Source organism: Chitinophaga oryziterrae, from assembly GCF_009758125.1.
GTDB lineage: Bacteria > Bacteroidota > Bacteroidia > Chitinophagales > Chitinophagaceae > Chitinophaga > Chitinophaga oryziterrae.
On sequence record NZ_WRXO01000006.1, the window covers coordinates 296833 to 314728 of the forward strand.

Genomic DNA, 17896 nt, shown 5'->3' on the forward strand with positions numbered 1-17896 from the left:
ACAAATGAAGCGCAAGATGAAACCATCCCACCCTGGTGCAATTCTCAGGGAGGATGTCTTAAAAGAAATGAATTTAACTGTCACAAAAGCGGCAGAAATATTGCAGGTAAGCCGCAAGCAGCTTTCTGAGGTTGCCAATGAAAAGGCGGGTGTTTCTCCCGAAATGGCCTGGCGTTTAGAGTTGGCCTTCGGTATAGAGGCACAGCTTTGGCTGGATTTACAATCCCAGTATGATTTATGGAAAGTGCAGGAAAGCGGCAAGGTTGCTCATATCGCCCGCTATGTTCCCGGAAAGGCGATGTAGATTATTGAGCAATTTGCCTAAATTTATAGCAAATTCCACGAAAACTTGTATGTAGACGGCTTACATAATGAAAAAGAACTGCTGCAACAGATAGCACAGGGCAATGAAACCGCGTTCCGTTGTTTCTTTGACCATTATACCCCACTCATTTTTACCTTTGTAGAGCGTTTAACCAGGTCTAAGGCCGATGCAGAAGAGATTGTGCAGGATACCTTTATGAAAATATGGACCAGCCGTGAAAGCCTGCCTTTTATTGATAAACCGGGACATTACTGTTATGTGATTGCCAGGAATAAAGCCCTGGATAATATGCGTAAAATAGCCAGAGACCAACGTTTACTTGATCGGTTATGGCTTAGTTTTTCGGGTGAGGAAGATAACAGCCTGGAAAATGAATTACAGTCACAGGAATATTATCAGTTGATAGATCAGGCATTACTCCGCCTTCCCCGGCAGAAACAACTCGTTTTTAATATGAGCCGCAGGGAAGGGTTAAGCCATATTGAAATATCCCGGCGACTGGGCCTGTCTAAAAGCAGGATCAATAATATACTGGTAGAAGTACTTAAATACATTAAATCCTTCCTGGAGCAGCATTCTGCCCTGATTGCCATTGGTTTCTGGATCAGCAGCTGGGACCAACTGCTGTAGCATAAAAAAACTTTCTCTCAAAACGGTTATATGCCGTAGTCAGAATCGTCATACTTATAAATATACTCAACATGTCCACTCAAGCAGAAAGGTTGCGGTATTTATTGCGACAATATATGGACGGCCGCTGTTCTAAAGAAGAATTGACAGAACTATATGCTTCACTTGAACATGAAACCGTGGCTGACCTGCTGGATGAAGAATTCAGGCAAACCCGGGCTGGTCCTGTTGCAGAGGAGGTAGACTGGGACCATATGTTTAACCGTATTGTGAAAAAGAAACCCGCAAAACAGGTAAACATCCGCAGATACGCTGCCGCAGCTGCCGCAATGCTGCTATTGGTCATCGCAGGCGGTTTCTACCGGCATACGCATAAAAGCGATCCTGTCCGGCAGGATATCATGCCCGGTAGTAATAAGGCAATCCTGACACTGGCCGATGGTAGCACTATAACACTGGACAGCGCCGGTAACAGGCTGATACAACAAGGGAGAACCGCTATTCAGCAACAAGGTGGAAAACTGCAATACAATGCGCGGAATTCAGATGGGAGCGTCAGCTACAATACGCTGTCCACTCCACGTGGCGGACAATTCCGGATCACCCTGCCGGATGGTACGGAAGTATGGTTGAATGCCGCATCTTCTTTGAAATACCCTGTGGCATTTACCGGAAAACAAAGAGAAGTTACCTTAACAGGAGAAGCCTATTTCGAAGTAGTACATAATGAAAATATGCCTTTCAGTGTCCACGCAGCAGGAATGAATATAAAAGATGTGGGGACCCGTTTCAATATAATGGCCTATACCGATGAAGCAGCAATAAAAACAACACTGATAGAAGGTGCGGTAAATATATCCGATGGAAAGAATGATCACCTGCTAAAACCTGGTCAGCAGGCAGTAGGAATGGACATCCGGGAGGCTGATGCAGACGAAGCCATTGCCTGGAAAAACGGGGAATTCTCCTTCCATCATACCAGTATCTATGAAATAATGCGACAGTTATCAAGATGGTACGATGTAGACATCAATTATAAAGATTCACTGAACATCTACCTGAGTGGTAATATCACCAAAAATGTATCTGTATCTGAAGTATTTAAAATGCTGGAACTGGCAGGAGATGTTACATTCAAAATAGAGAATAGAAAAGCAACCGTTATGAAACAATAATACTTAAACCGCAAACATAAACTCCACGAAACTATGCAACTCTATCCAGCTTGCAATAGCAGGCGTATGCCCGCTATTGACCTGTCTAAAATCTTCCCCTGTATGAAAATGACAATCTTCCTGACCATAGTAGTATTCCTGCAGGTGAGTGCGACAGGGTTTTCTCAACAGAAAATCTCATTGTCAGAGAATAATGTTCCGCTTGAAAAAGTCTTTAGAGATATTCACAAACAAAGCGGGTATAACTTCCTGTATAATGATCGCCTGCTTGCGCTTGCAAAGCCCGTAAGTATTCACATAAAAGATGCTGTGCTGGACGATGCATTGAAATTATGCATGAAAGACCAGCCGCTTTCTTATGATATCATCAGTAAAACAGTGGTGATAAAAATGAAACCTGCAGATAGTCAGCCGCAACAGCCGGTAAAGCTGATAGGGATCACCGGAAGGGTTACAGATAGTGCCGGCGCTCCCCTTGTAAGAGTAAATGTGCAGGTAAAGGGTACCCAGACAGGCATCACCACAGATGAAAACGGCAACTTCTCATTGAATGTACCGGATAAAGAATCCGTGCTGCAATTCTCTTACATTGGTTATGCTACAAAGGAAATTGTGGTAGGTGATAATACCACTTTTAACATACGCCTTATTCCGTTTGTAAGCAGTCTGAATGATGTGGTAGTGGTAGGATATGGACAAACACAGGCGAAAGTCCGTGTAACAGGCGCTATCTCCACATTAAAAGGAGAAGAGATCACGACTACTAAAAATGAGAACGTTGTTAATATGCTCACCGGTAAAGTGCCTGGTATGCGCATCCTGCAAAAAAGCAGTGAACCGGGCGCCTATGATAATGTTTTTGATATTCGTGGACTCGGTAATCCTTTGGTGGTAATAGATGGTGTACCAAGAGGAAGCGGCGACCTGTCGCGTATGGACCCTAATGAAATAGAAAGCATCTCCGTGTTAAAAGATGCCACTGCCGCCATCTATGGGGTACGTGCTGCAAATGGGGTGATACTGGTCACCACAAAGAAAGGCACAAAGAGTGAGAATGGTAAATTCGATATCACTTACTCCGTTAATCAAAGCTGGCAGCAATTCCTGAACGTTCCGGAAAGTGTGAATGCCATCGATTATATGACACTCAAAAATGAACAGCAGAAAAGGGATTTTGGCAATAACTATTTCATACAGATGCCGCCTGCTTTTTCACAGGCGGATATAGACCTGTATAAGAACGGTACTTTACAATCTTCCAACTGGGTAGATGCTACTATGCGGAAATTTGCTCCTGAAATACAACATACTTTAAGTGTAAACGGAGGCAGTGAGAAAGTAAACTACTTCTTTAACCTGGGTTATCTTAAACAGGATGGTATGTTTAAGAGCGGAGATATGAATTATAACCGCTGGAATTTCCGTTCTAATATCAATGCCAGAATCACGAACCGTTTAAGAGCGCAGATCCTTACTTCCGGCTATCTCGATACAAAAAATCAACCGGGCGGAAGAGGCGTATGGGAAATGTTTAAATATACCTGGAACCAGTTGCCTACTGATCAGATCTATGCCAACAATAATCCGTTATATCCTCACCTGGAGCCGGATAACGCTAATCCGGTAGTGATCACTAATTCAGATTATGCTGGCTCTCAGATGTATAAGAACAAAAACTTTCAGGGGCAGTTAGGACTCGAATATGACGTTCCCGGTCTTAAAGGACTAACAGCAAAAGCCATGTATAACTATGGTTTTAATATCAATGATAATACACAGATAAAGAAAGCCTACAGTCTGTATCAATACGATCCGCAGAGCCAGCAATACCTGGCAACATTGGTTAACACACCTTCTACTGTGAACCGTAATTACGGGAATACTACTTCCGGTTTATTCCAGTTATCGCTGAATTATAGTAAACGGTTCAACCAGGTACATAACGTTACAGGGTTGTTATTATATGAGGAAAGTGATACAAAAACAGATAACTTCTATGCACAAAGGGAATTCTCCCTGGGCATCCCTTACCTGTTTGCAGGGGATGTGAACAACCAGGTAGGATCTATGGATGGCGGTGGTTTGGGAGAAATCGTGACCCGCGGACTGGTAGGGAAGTTTGGATATGATTTCAAGTCGAAATACATCCTCGATTTTAGTTTCCGTTATGATGGTTCCAGTAAATTCAATGCTGCCAGACAATGGGGATTCTTTCCTGCAGCTTCTGCAGGATGGCGTTTGAGTGAAGAACCTTTTATACAGCACATCATTCCTTCCCGTATCCTGAGTAACCTGAAGGTCCGTGCTTCCTATGGCAAAACAGGGGATGATGCATTTACTGCTTTCCAGTCATTCTCCGGTTATAACTACCCGGTAAACGGATATATTTTTGGTGGCAATTATATAAACGGCCTGGCCTCAAGAGGAGTCGTGAACCCTAACCTTACCTGGTTAACGGCCAAAACTTTAAACATAGGATTAGACCTGGATTTATGGAGAGGGTTAATAGGTGGTTCTGTTGATTACTTCATCAGGAACAGGGACGGATTACCTGCTACAAGGACCACTACATTACCCGGTACTGTGGGCACTAATCTTCCGCAGGAAAACCTCAACAGCGATCGGACAAAAGGAATAGAATTCCTGCTGACCCATCGTAATCATATCGGTGAGTTCACCTATAATATCAGCGCTAATATTTCTTCCACCAGAACAATGACACGTCATGTGGAACAAACACAGGCAGGTAATTCTTATGAGAACTGGAAGAACTCCCAGCAGGACCGCTACACCAATATCTGGTGGGGTAAACAATACGGAGGGCAATACACCTCTTATGATCAGATTTATAATCATAATGTAAATGCGGGTGGTGGTAATCAGAATGTAGTACCAGGAGATTACTATTATACCGATTGGAATAATGATGGCGTAATAGATGCGAAGGATGAATCACCTATTGCTGTAAGAGACCTGCCAATGATCAACTATGGTGTATCTGTCGGTGCCGGCTGGAAAGGATTTGACCTGAACATGTTATTACAGGGAGCTACTAAGTTCTACGTACAATACGCGGAACAGATGGCCTCCCCTTTGATGTACGGAAGAAGTTCCCTCACCCAGTTCCTGGACAGATGGCATACGGCTGATCCTGATGCAGATGTTTTTGATCCTAATACAGTATGGGTGCCGGGTTATTATCCTGCGATGGGTTCTCCTGTTGCAGAAGGTTCCCGTGCAGTGCAGAGCGCTGCTTACCTGCGCATTAAATCTCTTGAAATAGGATATACACTGCCGGTAGTCCTGTTGCATAAAGCAGGTATACACAGTGTAAGAGTATACATCAACAGTTACAATCTGGCCACTTTTACAGGTCTTAAAAACAGTGATCCCGAACATCCCGGTGTAGTAGCAGATGGCACAGATTGGAATTACTCTCAGGGAGGGTACAAATATCCGATGAACAGAACATACAGCTTAGGTGCCAGTATCACTTTTTAAAATGTACAACCACATGAAAAAGCTACTTATAATTTTACTTTTTATATCCTGTAATAAATTAGACGTACCACCATTGAATATCATCCAGGACAAGGACGTATTCAACAATGAAAATGGTGTTACGGCGTACATGGCCACTATTTATAAGGCCCTGCCGATAGAGGACTTTTACTATCGCCAGGAAGGCAGTGGTTTTGACCGCGGATGGGAACTGTTTTATCATCCCGGGGCTTTATGCGGGGAACTGGCAGGGCCTTATGGCGGTACCGGCGATGGGGCAGGAGGCTTTGGCTACTGGCCTTATGCAGATATCCGTACGGTGAATTACCTGATAGAAAACCTGCCAAAGAATGCCATTAACTTTTCGAAAGAGAAGGTGGATCAATGGCTGGGCGAGGCTTATTTCTGCCGGGCCTATTTTTACTTTGCCCTGGTGAAAAGATATGGGGGGATTCCCATTATCAAAACAGTACAGAACTACCCGGAACAGAGCCTGGAAGAATTGCAGGTACACAGGGATAAGGAAGTGGATGTCTGGAAATTCGTTGCTGCCGATCTGGATAGTGCATATAACCTGATGCCTGAAACCAGCGCCAGGGGAAGAGCGAACCGTTATGTGGCTGCTGCCCTGAAATCAAGGGCCATGTTATACGCTGGGAGTATTGCAAAATATGGTTCCCTCAACTTTGTAGCCGGTGATGCAAGGGACCAGGGATATGCCGGTATTCCTGCCGCTGAGGCGAATGCTTTCTTTCAACAGGCATGGGACGCAGCGCATTTAGTGGAAGGTCATTACGACCTGTATAAGAAGAAACCCGATAATAAGGAACAGAACTATGCGGACCTTTTTTTAGATGGGGATAGTCCGGAAAATATACTTGTAAGGGATTATTCTCTCACCAGCAATACTGCTCATAGCTGGGACGCTACCATGACCTGCCGCTACATGACGGCAGATGGCCTTTCCCGTGCTTATCCAACCCTGGAATTCGTGGAACGTTTTGCAGGTAGTTTACCTGTTGTTAACGCTGATGGTACGCCCCGTCGCTTCAACAATACAGCGGAACTTATGCAGGGGACGGAGCCCCGTTTACTGGCCACTGTATACTTCCCCGGCGCTACGCTCAGAGGGAGGCAGTTTGACACCCAGCGGGGGATATATGACCATTTCACGGGAACAGCGGCAGCGGAACTGGGTAACAATCCACCTAACCTGTCTTCCCGTCATTTGTCCGGAAGTACGGATGCGCTCTATAATGGCAAACGTATTATCGGTTTCACCGGTGTTAGCACCAATGGTGATGATATGACCCGCACCGGTTTTTATGTACGCAAATATGTAGACTATAAACGGGATCAGTCGCAATGTGGTCTTTACATGAGTACCCAGAGCTGGATTGATATCCGTTATGCGGAAGTGTTGTTGAACCGTGCAGAAGCTGCGATGGAATTAAACAATACCAGTGATGCTATCACTATCCTCAACCAGATCAGGGACCGTGCCGGTGCACCTGCTGTTAGTGGTGTGATTACAATAGATACCGTGAGGAATGAACGTTGCAAAGAGCTGGCCTTTGAAAAACAATTCTGGTGGGACCTGAGGAGATGGAGGATTGCCGACAAGGTACTGGATAATACAAAATTCCATGCCCTGCTTCCTTACTATGTAGCGGATGAAGATAAATACATTTTCCTTCGCGAACCGGAACCTTTCCAGCGCTCCTATACTTTCGAAAAGAAGTTTTACTATGAACCCATACCCGGAGGCGAATTAGGAAAGAACCCGAATTTATATCCTAATAACCCGAACTTCTAAAATTGCCATCATGAAAAATATAATAACCGCGTTATTTTTATTCTCCGCAATAGCCTGTACTAAAACCGATAATCTTCCTGGTCCTGATGCCGGTTTTAAAGGCAGACTGATAGACAGTACTGATAGCAAAAACAATTTCCTTACAGAAACCGGTGGCACACAGATTAAGCTGGAAGAACTGAGCTGGAGCGCTACACCTACTCCTCAGTATATCCCTTCTAAATCCGATGGCACATTTGAGGATACTAAACTCTTCAGTGGTCATTACCGTGTTACGCCTGTTAATGGGGCCTTCTGGCCGGTTGCGGGTATTGAACTGGATATCAAAGGACTTACCACGCATGATTTTCAGCTTACACCATATCTGCGTATCATCAATTTTGAGCATCGTTTATCGGGAGATACGCTCATCATGCGCTTTAACCTCGATGCTCCTGTTAAAGAAGGTTTACCTGCAATTATTGATGTAAAACCTTTTGTGAATGTTGATAGTTATGTGGGCAGTGGCGCTACTATCAGCCAGTATACTGATCCTAATAAAATAGACATTAACAGTAACTGGTCTGATCTCATTGCGCAAACAATTTATGAAGTAAAAGTTCCCGATCTGAAACAGGGCAGAACATTTTATGCAAGAGTAGGCGTGCGTGTAAATGATAGTTACAAACAGTTCAATTATTCAGAAATAATAAAGGTAGAAGTACCCTGATAATATTGACAGAGTCCGGTATAATGATAAAGTGACTATTAAGTAACAGCTACCTTAACCTTTACCAAAATACATTTTACATTGGGGTAATGCCCGCCGGATTCTTTCTCTATCTGTAGCTGTTGTCGCAATTACACCCGTATATTGCCGTATATGCCCCCTGTATAACTTATTTAATAAGGGTAGATTTACAGACACCAAAATATTAATGCCATGTTTACTAACACCAAAGCATTCAGCGGATTTTCAGTGAATGATATACAGAAGGCTAAAACATTCTATCATGACGTATTGGGGTTAAACGTTTCTGAGAAGCCGGAAATGATGATACTAACATTACATATAGCAGGTGGTACGGACATTATCATCTATCCAAAACCTAATCATACCCCGGCAACTTTTACTATCCTGAATTTTCCTGTAGAAAATATTGATAAGGCTGTTGACGAACTGACCGCTAAAGGTGTGAAATTCCTGCATTATGACGGGGAGTTGAAAACAGATGAGAAAGGTATTTTCCGTGGTGGCGGGCCATTAATTGCCTGGTTTGCAGATCCGGCAGGCAACATCTTATCAGTGCTTCAGCAATCCTGATAGTATATCAATGCTTTGCGCCAGTTCTTCCGGTGTACTGGATGCAAAGCCCAGACGGGTAGCGTTTACCTGCAGTGTTGCATTTTTATGCCATAGGTTATCGGAGAAATAGAGGTCTTTCTGCAGTGATTTTTGTGCCAGTGTAACAAGGTCAATTGCAGGATCGAATGTAGTCCATACGGCCATGCCTCCATCCGGTACCTGGAATTGTACATAATCAGCTAACTGTTCTTTCAGCAGCTTGCAAAACACATCGCGTCTTTCTCTGTACACACGTAAAGACTTGCGCAGGTGTTTTTGAATAACACCACTCTGCAGTAGTTCTGCCATGGCATTTTCCAGCATGTTATCTCCCTGCCGGTCTATGATCCTGCGTAGTTTGGCAAGGTGCTGAATGACATTCTCTGAACCTACCAGGTAGCCTACACGAAAAGCCGGAGAGATCGTTTTTGTAAAAGACCCGCAGTATAGCACCATGCCCGACTGGTCAGCACTAGCCAGTGGCAGTAATGGTTTGCTCAGGTAATGGAAATCATAGTCATAATCATCCTCAAAAATGATAAAGCCATATTTCTCTGAAAGGCGCAATAGCTGTATCCGCCTGTCTGCGCGCAGTGCTACGGTAGTAGGGTAGTGGTGATGGGATGTCACATATACCATTCGTATCGTTTGTTGCTGACATACCTGTTCCAGGTGATCCACATCCATTCCATATTCATCCGCTTTTATCCTGATAATATTCGCGCCCGCCTGAAGGAAGTTCATATTACCGCCGCCTGTCCAGCTGAGTTCCGTCACTACCACATTATCTCCCCGTTCCAGGAAGCTGGTACTGATCAGATATGCACCCATTACGGAGCCTCTTATGATCAGTATGTTCTCAGGAGTAATCTTCAATCCCCGGGTCTCATTCAGATAAACGGACAGTTCCTGTCTCAGCCAGGCAGATCCCTGTGTATCGCCATAACCAAGTCGTGCATAAGCATTGCCTGTCAGCAATTGGCTGCGATAGGCCCTTGACAGGTCTTCTAATGGCGCCAGCCTGGCATCGGGAAAACCATCATCCAGGTGATAGGTGTACTTTGATTTAATAACTTCCCTGTTCAGATGTGGGGCCTCTTTAAACGTAAAACCAGCCATTTTAGCGGGGTTTATACTCTCTTTGAGTAACTGCTGAGGTTTAATCTCCGGCAGGTGTTTAGCCACAAATGTTCCGCTACCGGCGTGACTTTCCAGCCAGCCCTGTGCCAGCAGTTCATCATAAGCCTGCACCACCGTTTTCCGGTGGATGTTCAGCTGCTCCGCCAGCTCTCTGGTACTCAGCAGTTTATGCCCCGCCTGTAAAGTCCCTTTTTTAACCAGTTCCATTAACTGATTGGAAATCTGCAGATATACCGGTTGACGGACTGTCTTATCTATTGAAAGAAGGGTTGTAAGTGCCTGCATAGTAAACTGGACTACTCGTTTTGTTTAAATTGGACGATTATGTCCATCCAATAAAGATACAACTTTGTAAAAAACAAACACATGGCAAACCTAATTCCCAGCCGTTTAGCCAAACGCGCCCATTTTGATGCAGACACTATTTATCCCATCCTGGATGAGGCCTTCTTTTGCACAGTAAGCTACGTTGCTGATAATAAGCCGTTTACCATCCCTACCGCCTTTGTACGCTACGAGGACAAGATCTACATCCATGGATCAGTAGGTAGTCATTTCATGCGTGAACTGGAAAAGGGGATACCGGTATGTATTGCTGTTACCCTGGCCGATGCCCTGGTAGTGGCTAAGTCGGCTTTCCATTATTCAATGAATTACCGTTCTGTGGTAATATTTGCTGAAGGAGAGAAGATTGAAGACCCGGAGTTAAAGAAAGCGATGTTCCAATGGCTCACGGAGAAAGTTGTACCTGGTAGCTGGGATTATGTGCGGCCTGTTAAAGAAAATGAGGTGAAAAAGACAACAGTGTTAGCATTCAAACTGGACGAAGCATCTGCAAAAGTCCGTACAGGGATGCCTATTGATGATGAGGAAGATAAAACACTGCCGATATGGTCTGGTATTATTAATCTGGAAACTAAAAAAATGCCTCCGGTAGCTGATGAATTAAGTCAGCATATTCTCCTTCCGCCACACTTACAGGGGTAGTAAGTTTTTATTCATTGTTTGTTTCCCAAATAAGATTTCGGGGAACTATTCTCTTCTGCTTTCTACGGTATATACAAAGCTGTCAGACCTATAATACCCTATGTTATATTCGATCGGGCGTTCGCCCTGGTCATATACAAAACGTTTTCTTACCAGCAATGGTGTGCCCGGTTCTACTTCCAGTTTAGCCGCTATGAATTTATCTGCAGCCTTTGCACTGATTTCCTCTTTGGAAAGAGTGGCCGTTACCATATGATCTGTCTCTAAAATATCATACAGCGGGCGTTTGAAATCCTCATCACCGGTTAAACCTACTCTTGGATGAAAATAGGAGATAAAATAAACGAATGGTCCTTCCGCTTTGCCCCTTAGTCTTTCCAGTTTCAGTACTTTTTTCGTCATACTGATATCAAAGAAATTGGCAACAGTCTCATCGGGGATAGTCCAGGTAACGTGCAGTTCAAAATTCTTGATACTGATACCCCTGGCTGTCATTTCCTGCGTAAAACTCAGCCAGTTCTTGGATTTTGAGCTGATAGCAGGTTCTGCCACTTTAGTACCGATCCCTTTCTTTCTGATCAACAGACCTTCATACACCAGTTTGTTTAATGCCTGGCGTAAAGTAGACCTGGAGATGGCCAACTGCTTTGCTAACTGCACTTCGTTTGGTAAGAATTTGCCCTCAGCATACTGGGGATCCTTGATAATCGTGCGCAACAGATTTTCGGCCTGTAGATGCAGTGGCAAGGGATTTTTGTGATCAATACTAAAATTCATAAGTGTAAAAAAGTGAAAAAATACCTAAAAATACAATTTATTTGTAAGTATGTATGATCAATCGGCGTTACTAAATCACAGTTGATTATTATTTATATATTTATAAGCAATTGATATTTAAATATAAATGATTAAAGTTGTCCAAAATGTTAAAATTTTAAAATAATTCTTGCTTTAGTAACATGTTGTTTATATGTTTGTACATAGTTATTTGAGAAACCCATGAGAAACATTGCTATAGTTCCCGTTATTGTAAGCTGTTGGTTACCCGGTATTTTTTTTGAGAAAGCATATTCACAATCGAAGCTTGCAGATACTATTCTTACTGATAATCGCCTGGATACTATCCAGTCCCGCGCGCTTCGCCTGCTGACAGGCTTTGCTGCCGGAACTTCATATGGAGAGGTGTGGATCAGGGATTTTAACACATTTATAAAAGGTTCTTTACAGGTACAATCAAAGGAAAGAGTAAGAGAGATGTTGCTGTTGTTCTTCAAAATGCAGGGCAATACAGGAGATATCGTTGATGGCGTGATCGACAGCAAAAAAGCAACGGTGGGGTATAAGTACCGTTATGCAGAACTGGCGCCAGGATGGGCCGCACATAAAAACACGGTGGAAACGGACCAGGAGTCATCGTTAATACAGGCAGTAAAAAAATACATTGATGTTACCGGTGATACGTCTATACTCAGAGAAAAAATAGGGGATAAGATCGTATTGCAGAGAATGGAAGATGCATTAACTTATATACTCAGGGAGAGATGGTCGGCCCGGTATGGATTAGTGATTGGCGCTACGACTATCGACTGGGGCGATGTACAGCCTGAAACAGGCTGGGGGGTAGCGATCAATGATAAAACAAAATGGTCAGTTGATATCTACGATAATGCGATGTTTGTGATTGCGATAAATGATTTCTTACAGATCAAACCCCGTAATTACAAAGCGACCAAAGACTGGCAACAGGTAGCAGAAGGTGTAAAGAAAAATGTACGTAAGCATCTATGGATGACGGCGTCTCAAAAATACATTCCACATATTTATCTGAACGGTAGCCCTTTTTCTAAAACATTCAACGAAAGAGGAATTTTATATACAGGAGGTACTGCCTGTGCAATACTGGCGGGTTTCCATACACCCGCAGAAATTGCCGCTATTAACCGGCAAATGGTACTGGCGGCTTCGAAAGAAAAACATGCTACCATTGGGATAACGGTGTACCCGCCTTATCCCGCCACAGAGTTTCCAAACATGAAACCTTATGTTTACCAGAACGCAGGTGACTGGACATGGTTCGGAGGAAGAATGATTCAGGCGTTGGTGCTAAAAGGATTTACCAAGGAAGCGTGGAATGAATTGAACCCGATCATTGACCGTGCAATAGAACACAAAGGGTTCTATGAATGGTATGATGTACAAACAGGAGAACCGAAAGGCTCCGGAGACTTTAGAGGAGAAGCAGGAGTGCTGTTTGATGCCATCACGCTACTAAGGCAGTGGGCAGCCCAGAATAAATAAGCTTTTTAGAAATACAATTCCCATCATCTAAAAGATTCGTTATGAAAAGGAACGTTATTTATGTCCTTGCATGCATTCTATTCTCCATGAATGCAATGGCCCAGCTGAAGATAACCGGCCGGGTCACCGATGCAAAAGATGCATCACCATTACCCAGTGTTAATATTGTCATCAAAGGTACCACCAGTGGTACTGTCACAAATGTAGACGGAAGTTTTACATTACAGGTGCCTGATGCAAAATCTGTACTGGTATTCTCGTATACGGGTTATTCTCCTCAGGAAATAACTGTAGGCTCTCAGACAAATTTCAGAATCTCTTTAGCGCAAAAAGTAGGGAACTTAACAGAGATGGTCGTAATCGGTTATGGTACCGTGAAAAAATCTGACCTCACCGGTTCTGTTACTACTTTGAAAGGGGAACAGCTGATGGATAAACCTGTACCGAATATCTCACAGGCATTGCAGGGTAAAGTTGCCGGTGTGGACGTAAACGTTAACAGCAGCACTCCCGGCCAGGTGGCTAAAGTGCGTGTACGTGGTATCGGTTCCATCAACTCTAACATCGATCCGCTGTATGTAATAGATGGGGTGATCGGCGCTGATGGTAATGCCATCAACCCAAATGACATTGCCTCCATCGAAGTACTGAAAGATGCCTCTTCTACGGCTATCTACGGTGCAAGAGGTGCAAACGGTGTGATCATGATCACCACCAAACGCGGTGTTCGTGGCGAGTCCCGTATCACTTACGAAGGTAATGTGAACGTGAGTACGCTGGCCCGGCACCTGAAAACATTAAATTCAGATGAGTTTGTAAAAGTCTATAACCTGGCTTTTGCAAATGCGACCAAGTTCGACCCGAACGGTGGTACCTGGGCTCCTCCTGTCCAATTAAACCATGCCAGTCTGCCAAAGCTGTTTGATGTAAATGACAAACCGCTTTATAATACCAACTGGGAAAAAGAAGTATATAAACCTGCTGTTTCTACCAGTCATTACCTGAACTTCCAGGGCGGATCGGATAAATCATTGTACAGCCTTTCCCTGGGTTACCTGGACCAGAACGGTCTGATGATAGAATCAGGGTTTAAAAGATATTCAGCCAGGATTACCGTGGATAATGATGTGAAAAAATGGCTAACAGTGGGCGGTAACTTCTCACTCATTCAAAGCAAACAGAATGTGGTGTCTGATGGGAACGGTTCTCTGAACGTTCCCCGCATGGTGTCTGAAGAAGTACCTATCGTGCCGGTTAAATATCCGGACGGTAGTTGGGCTGGTAATAACGATATCGCAGGATTGGAAGGAGGACCAAACCCAGTGCATATCGCTAAAAGCAGGGATACTATCACTAATACCCAGCAGACAATGGGAGATGTATACCTGTTGTTCCACATCGCAAAAGACCTCGACTTTAAAACGGACCTTGGTTATAATCTGAGTTCCTCAAAGAACAATTTCTATTCCGCCAGTGATCTGCCCCACCTGTCACAGGATCAGGGCGGTATTGGACGTGTATCCAGCGCTACCAATACTTACTGGCAGTCTGAAAACTATCTTACCTGGAACAAACAGGTAACGCCGCATCAGCGTCTGACTGCTTTACTGGGGGTGTCCTTCCAGGAATACAGACAGGAAGTCGTACTGGCTGAAACACAGAATTTCCTGGACGACTTCTTCCAGTGGGAATACCTGAATGCAGGTTCTGTTCGTTCCAATACCGGGTCCATTGGTTACAGATGGGCGATGAACTCTTATTTTGCGCGTGCTACCTATAACATCAACGAAAAATACCTGTTTACTGCCACAGGCAGATATGATGGGTCCTCTAAATTCGGTGCGAATAACAAATATGCATTCTTCCCGTCCGCAGGTGCTGCATGGCGTATTTCGCAGGAAGATTTCATGAAAGACACCAAATGGATCAGTAACCTGAAACTCCGTGCCAGCTATGGTGTTTCCGGTAACCAGGAAATTGGTCAGTACCAGTCTATCGCTCAGATCCAGCCAAGTACGACCGTGTTAGGTGGTGCGAGTCAGTCAACCCTGTTACCAAGTTATATCGGTAACCCTAATCTTAAATGGGAACGTTCACTACAGGCAGATGCAGGTCTGGAATTCAGTCTTTTTAAAGACCGTATCAATATGAATATTGATTACTACAGACGTACTACGAAAGACTTATTATTACAGGCGCCTATTCCATGGTCTGCGGGTATGCGTAATGCCAATGTATACGAAAACGTAGGTTCTGTAAGAAATACCGGTATAGAAGTGAATCTGAATACCATCAACGTACAGACTAAAGACTTAACCTGGTCTACCAATTTCATTTTCACTACCAACAAGAATAAAATACTGAAGCTGAATAATGGTAATGCAGATATCTTCCCTGGCCCTAACTTCCTCGGACAAACGAATGTATTGCGCGTTGGAGAGTCTATCGGTTCTTTCTATGGGATGACCCGACTCGGTACTTACAGCACCGATGAAGCTGCATTGGCTGCAGAACACAGTTTAAAACCAGGCGACAGAAAATACAGGTACAATGCAGACGGAAGCAACTACTACAGCATTATAGGCCGTGCCTATCCTAAATGGACCGGTACTATCAGCAGTACCCTTGCTTATAAAGGCTGGGACTTCTCATTCGATATACGTATTGTACAGGGTGTAAACACTGCTGCTACTTTCAAACACTCTACCGAAGACAGGCAGACACTGGCAAACAGTCTGAAGACTGTACTGGACGCCTGGACTCCGGAACATCAGAACACAATGGTGGCACAGGTACGTAGTTATAAATTCACCCAGGATTCTCACTTTGATACCTGGTGGGTTGAAGACGGCTCATATATACGTGGGCAGAACTTTACACTGGGATATACACTGCCTGATGCTTTCAATAAGAGGATGAAGATTAATCGCCTGCGTATATATGCGAACGTTCAGAATTTATTCCTGATTACCAAGTACACAGGTTATGATCCGGAAGTAGATACATTCAATTCTGGTTATGGCGCTAATAACGCGTTCTCACAAAACCTGGATTTCTTCTCTTATCCACGTCCGCGTGTATGGAACCTGGGTGTATCACTTGGCCTTTAATCAATCAAAAAACTAACAAAATGAAGACGTCAAAATATATAATTATAGCAGCGTTGATTCTGCTGAACTTCTCCTGTAAAAAGTTCCTGGAAGAACATCCTACCAGTTTTATACCTCCGGACGCAAACCTTTCCAGCGCTAAGGTAGCACGCGCTTTTGCGAATGGTTGTTATACCGATCTGCAGGGCTTTTTAAATGGTCAGAGCGGTTCTTATGGTGGTAATACTTACAACCTGATGGAATTTATGACCGGTAAGGCGAATAGTGACCTTGGACAAACCGGCTTTGTCAATTTTCAGAACCTGAGCTATAATGCCACTTCCTTTTATGTAGACACCTGGTGGCAACATTTATACCTGGGAGTAGGTGCCTGTAATCTTGCATTGCAAAGTATTCCTCCCATCAGTTCTGTAACAGACACCGCTAAAACCAATATGCTGGCAGAAGCGCATACATTACGGGCATTGTATTATTTCTATCTGGTAAGGATGTATGGAGCGGTGCCCAAGGTAACAACCGTGCCTACGACACTGGACCTGAATCTGCACCGTACTCCTGCCAAAGCGATCTATGACAGTATCATCATACCTGATCTGCTGGAAGCAGAAAAATCTACCCTGTCATGGTCCAATACTACCGGTGGTGTATCCATGAGCGCAGTAAAATCTATCCTCGCAGATGTATATCTTACTTATGCAGGTGCTGCTATCAATGGCGGACAGGAATTTTATGCAGAATCAGCCAAGCGTTCCCTGGCAGTTATTCAGAATGGTGGTTATTCACTGTTCCCGAATTATACAGATATGATCAACCCTGCTAATAAAAATACAGGTGAGTTTATTTTCCAGGTACAGTATGCGGCTTCTGTTCCATCTACAAACCCGCTTACTTCCCTGACTATTCCAAACTATGCAGGTATTTCCAAGTATTCGGATGAATATGGCTCTGTGTACCCGACACCACAGTTCATAGCTTCATTCCCTGCCGGAGATAAAAGGGTGGCAGAGAAACAGTTCTTTTATACAAGCTATAACAAGATCAATGGTTCCGGGATCAAAACATTCAGTGGCCCGTACATCTATAAATGGTTTGATGTGAATGCTGTGACCAATACGGCAAAGTCCGATCTCAACTTCACATTATACCGTCTGGCAGATGTATACCTGATGTATGCTGAGGCTTCCAACCGTGCAGAAGGAGCTCCCAATGCCGCGGCTATCGGTTATGTAAACGCCATCCGTGCCCGTGCAACCCTGGCGCCAATAGGAACCCTGTCTCAGGATGCCTTTGAACAGGAAGTATGGCTGGAACGCTACTTTGAACTGTGTTATGAGAACAAAATGTGGTTTGATATGATCCGTACCCGGAAAGTACATAATGACGTGACAGGTGCCTGGGATAACTTTGTAGGACATACTACCGTTTTCGGCGGAACATTCGCCGAAAAACAGTTGTTATTCCCGGTCCCCAAACAGGAAAGCGATGTCAATCCTAACGTGTTGCCTAATAATACTGGTTTTTAGGAATTGATATATAATTAGTTAGATAAAGGCCGGACCTTTCCGGGAGAATTTTATTTGCATTCCTGAG

Annotated in this window: 13 protein-coding genes; 11 read left to right on the forward strand and 2 right to left on the reverse strand. The window is 43.9% G+C overall.

Going from position 1 to position 17896, the window contains the following annotated elements:
* Positions 1-4 precede the first annotated feature (4 nt).
* From GO495_RS20945 to GO495_RS20975, 7 genes are all read left to right on the forward strand, one after another.
* On the forward strand, positions 5-304 hold the full coding sequence (locus tag GO495_RS20945; protein WP_157301682.1) for a HigA family addiction module antitoxin: 300 nt from the start codon (positions 5-7) through the stop codon (positions 302-304).
* 45 nt (positions 305-349) lie between these two features.
* Positions 350-955, forward strand: coding sequence for an RNA polymerase sigma factor (locus GO495_RS20950; RefSeq protein WP_157301683.1), 606 nt, complete (start codon positions 350-352; stop codon positions 953-955).
* Positions 956-1026: 71 nt separating this feature from the next.
* On the forward strand, positions 1027-2130 hold the full coding sequence (locus tag GO495_RS20955) for a FecR family protein (protein ID WP_157301684.1): 1104 nt from the start codon (positions 1027-1029) through the stop codon (positions 2128-2130).
* 102 nt (positions 2131-2232) lie between these two features.
* Positions 2233-5631: a TonB-dependent receptor gene (locus GO495_RS20960; RefSeq protein WP_240915279.1), complete on the forward strand. Its 3399-nt coding sequence runs from the start codon at positions 2233-2235 to the stop codon at positions 5629-5631.
* A gap of 13 nt (positions 5632-5644) precedes the next feature.
* Positions 5645-7447, forward strand: a complete 1803-nt coding sequence (locus tag GO495_RS20965; RefSeq protein ID WP_240915280.1) for a RagB/SusD family nutrient uptake outer membrane protein — start codon at positions 5645-5647, stop codon at positions 7445-7447.
* A gap of 10 nt (positions 7448-7457) precedes the next feature.
* On the forward strand, positions 7458-8156 hold the full coding sequence (locus GO495_RS20970; RefSeq protein WP_157301686.1) for a DUF3823 domain-containing protein: 699 nt from the start codon (positions 7458-7460) through the stop codon (positions 8154-8156).
* A 213-nt stretch (positions 8157-8369) separates the two neighbouring features.
* Entirely contained in the window at positions 8370-8750 is a 381-nt protein-coding gene (locus tag GO495_RS20975) for a VOC family protein (protein WP_157301687.1), read from the forward strand.
* Here GO495_RS20975 and pdxR read toward each other — a convergent pair.
* Positions 8730-10196: a MocR-like pyridoxine biosynthesis transcription factor PdxR gene (pdxR, locus tag GO495_RS20980; RefSeq protein WP_157301688.1), complete on the reverse strand. Its 1467-nt coding sequence runs from the start codon at positions 10194-10196 to the stop codon at positions 8730-8732. The genes GO495_RS20975 and pdxR overlap by 21 nt on opposite strands.
* A gap of 81 nt (positions 10197-10277) precedes the next feature.
* Here pdxR and GO495_RS20985 point away from each other — a divergent pair, with 81 nt between their 5' ends.
* The gene (locus GO495_RS20985; RefSeq protein WP_157301689.1) at positions 10278-10898 is read left to right on the forward strand and encodes a pyridoxamine 5'-phosphate oxidase family protein; all 621 of its coding nucleotides are present in this window, start codon (positions 10278-10280) and stop codon (positions 10896-10898) included.
* Positions 10899-10943: 45 nt separating this feature from the next.
* Here GO495_RS20985 and GO495_RS20990 read toward each other — a convergent pair whose 3' ends face one another.
* Positions 10944-11645, reverse strand: a complete 702-nt coding sequence (locus GO495_RS20990; RefSeq protein ID WP_240915281.1) for a GntR family transcriptional regulator — start codon at positions 11643-11645, stop codon at positions 10944-10946.
* A 252-nt stretch (positions 11646-11897) separates the two neighbouring features.
* On the opposite strand from GO495_RS20990, the gene GO495_RS20995 reads away from it, so the two are divergent.
* The 3 genes from GO495_RS20995 to GO495_RS21005 are packed head-to-tail and all read left to right on the forward strand — an operon-like array spanning position 11898 to position 17829.
* The gene (locus tag GO495_RS20995) at positions 11898-13196 is read left to right on the forward strand and encodes a glucosidase family protein (RefSeq protein WP_157301691.1); all 1299 of its coding nucleotides are present in this window, start codon (positions 11898-11900) and stop codon (positions 13194-13196) included.
* A gap of 41 nt (positions 13197-13237) precedes the next feature.
* Positions 13238-16306 carry a SusC/RagA family TonB-linked outer membrane protein gene (locus GO495_RS21000; RefSeq protein WP_157301692.1) on the forward strand — a complete coding sequence of 1023 codons (3069 nt, stop codon included), beginning with the start codon at positions 13238-13240 and terminating at the stop codon, positions 16304-16306.
* Positions 16307-16326: 20 nt separating this feature from the next.
* On the forward strand, positions 16327-17829 hold the full coding sequence (locus tag GO495_RS21005; RefSeq protein ID WP_157301693.1) for a RagB/SusD family nutrient uptake outer membrane protein: 1503 nt from the start codon (positions 16327-16329) through the stop codon (positions 17827-17829).
* Positions 17830-17896: the final 67 nt, after the last annotated feature.

Excerpts from the sequence above, each read along its gene's own strand:
- GO495_RS20945 (WP_157301682.1), top strand. The coding sequence starts at position 5 with ATGAAGCGCAAGATGAAACCATCCCACCCTGGTGCAATTCTCAGGGAG.
- GO495_RS20955 (WP_157301684.1), top strand. The coding sequence starts at position 1,027 with ATGTCCACTCAAGCAGAAAGGTTGCGGTATTTATTGCGACAATATATG.
- GO495_RS20960 (WP_240915279.1), top strand. The coding sequence starts at position 2,233 with ATGAAAATGACAATCTTCCTGACCATAGTAGTATTCCTGCAGGTGAGT.
- GO495_RS20965 (WP_240915280.1), top strand. The coding sequence starts at position 5,645 with ATGAAAAAGCTACTTATAATTTTACTTTTTATATCCTGTAATAAATTA.
- GO495_RS20970 (WP_157301686.1), top strand. The coding sequence starts at position 7,458 with ATGAAAAATATAATAACCGCGTTATTTTTATTCTCCGCAATAGCCTGT.
- GO495_RS20975 (WP_157301687.1), top strand. The coding sequence starts at position 8,370 with ATGTTTACTAACACCAAAGCATTCAGCGGATTTTCAGTGAATGATATA.
- pdxR (WP_157301688.1), bottom strand. The coding sequence starts at position 10,196 with ATGCAGGCACTTACAACCCTTCTTTCAATAGATAAGACAGTCCGTCAA.
- GO495_RS20985 (WP_157301689.1), top strand. The coding sequence starts at position 10,278 with ATGGCAAACCTAATTCCCAGCCGTTTAGCCAAACGCGCCCATTTTGAT.
- GO495_RS20995 (WP_157301691.1), top strand. The coding sequence starts at position 11,898 with ATGAGAAACATTGCTATAGTTCCCGTTATTGTAAGCTGTTGGTTACCC.
- GO495_RS21000 (WP_157301692.1), top strand. The coding sequence starts at position 13,238 with ATGAAAAGGAACGTTATTTATGTCCTTGCATGCATTCTATTCTCCATG.
- GO495_RS21005 (WP_157301693.1), top strand. The coding sequence starts at position 16,327 with ATGAAGACGTCAAAATATATAATTATAGCAGCGTTGATTCTGCTGAAC.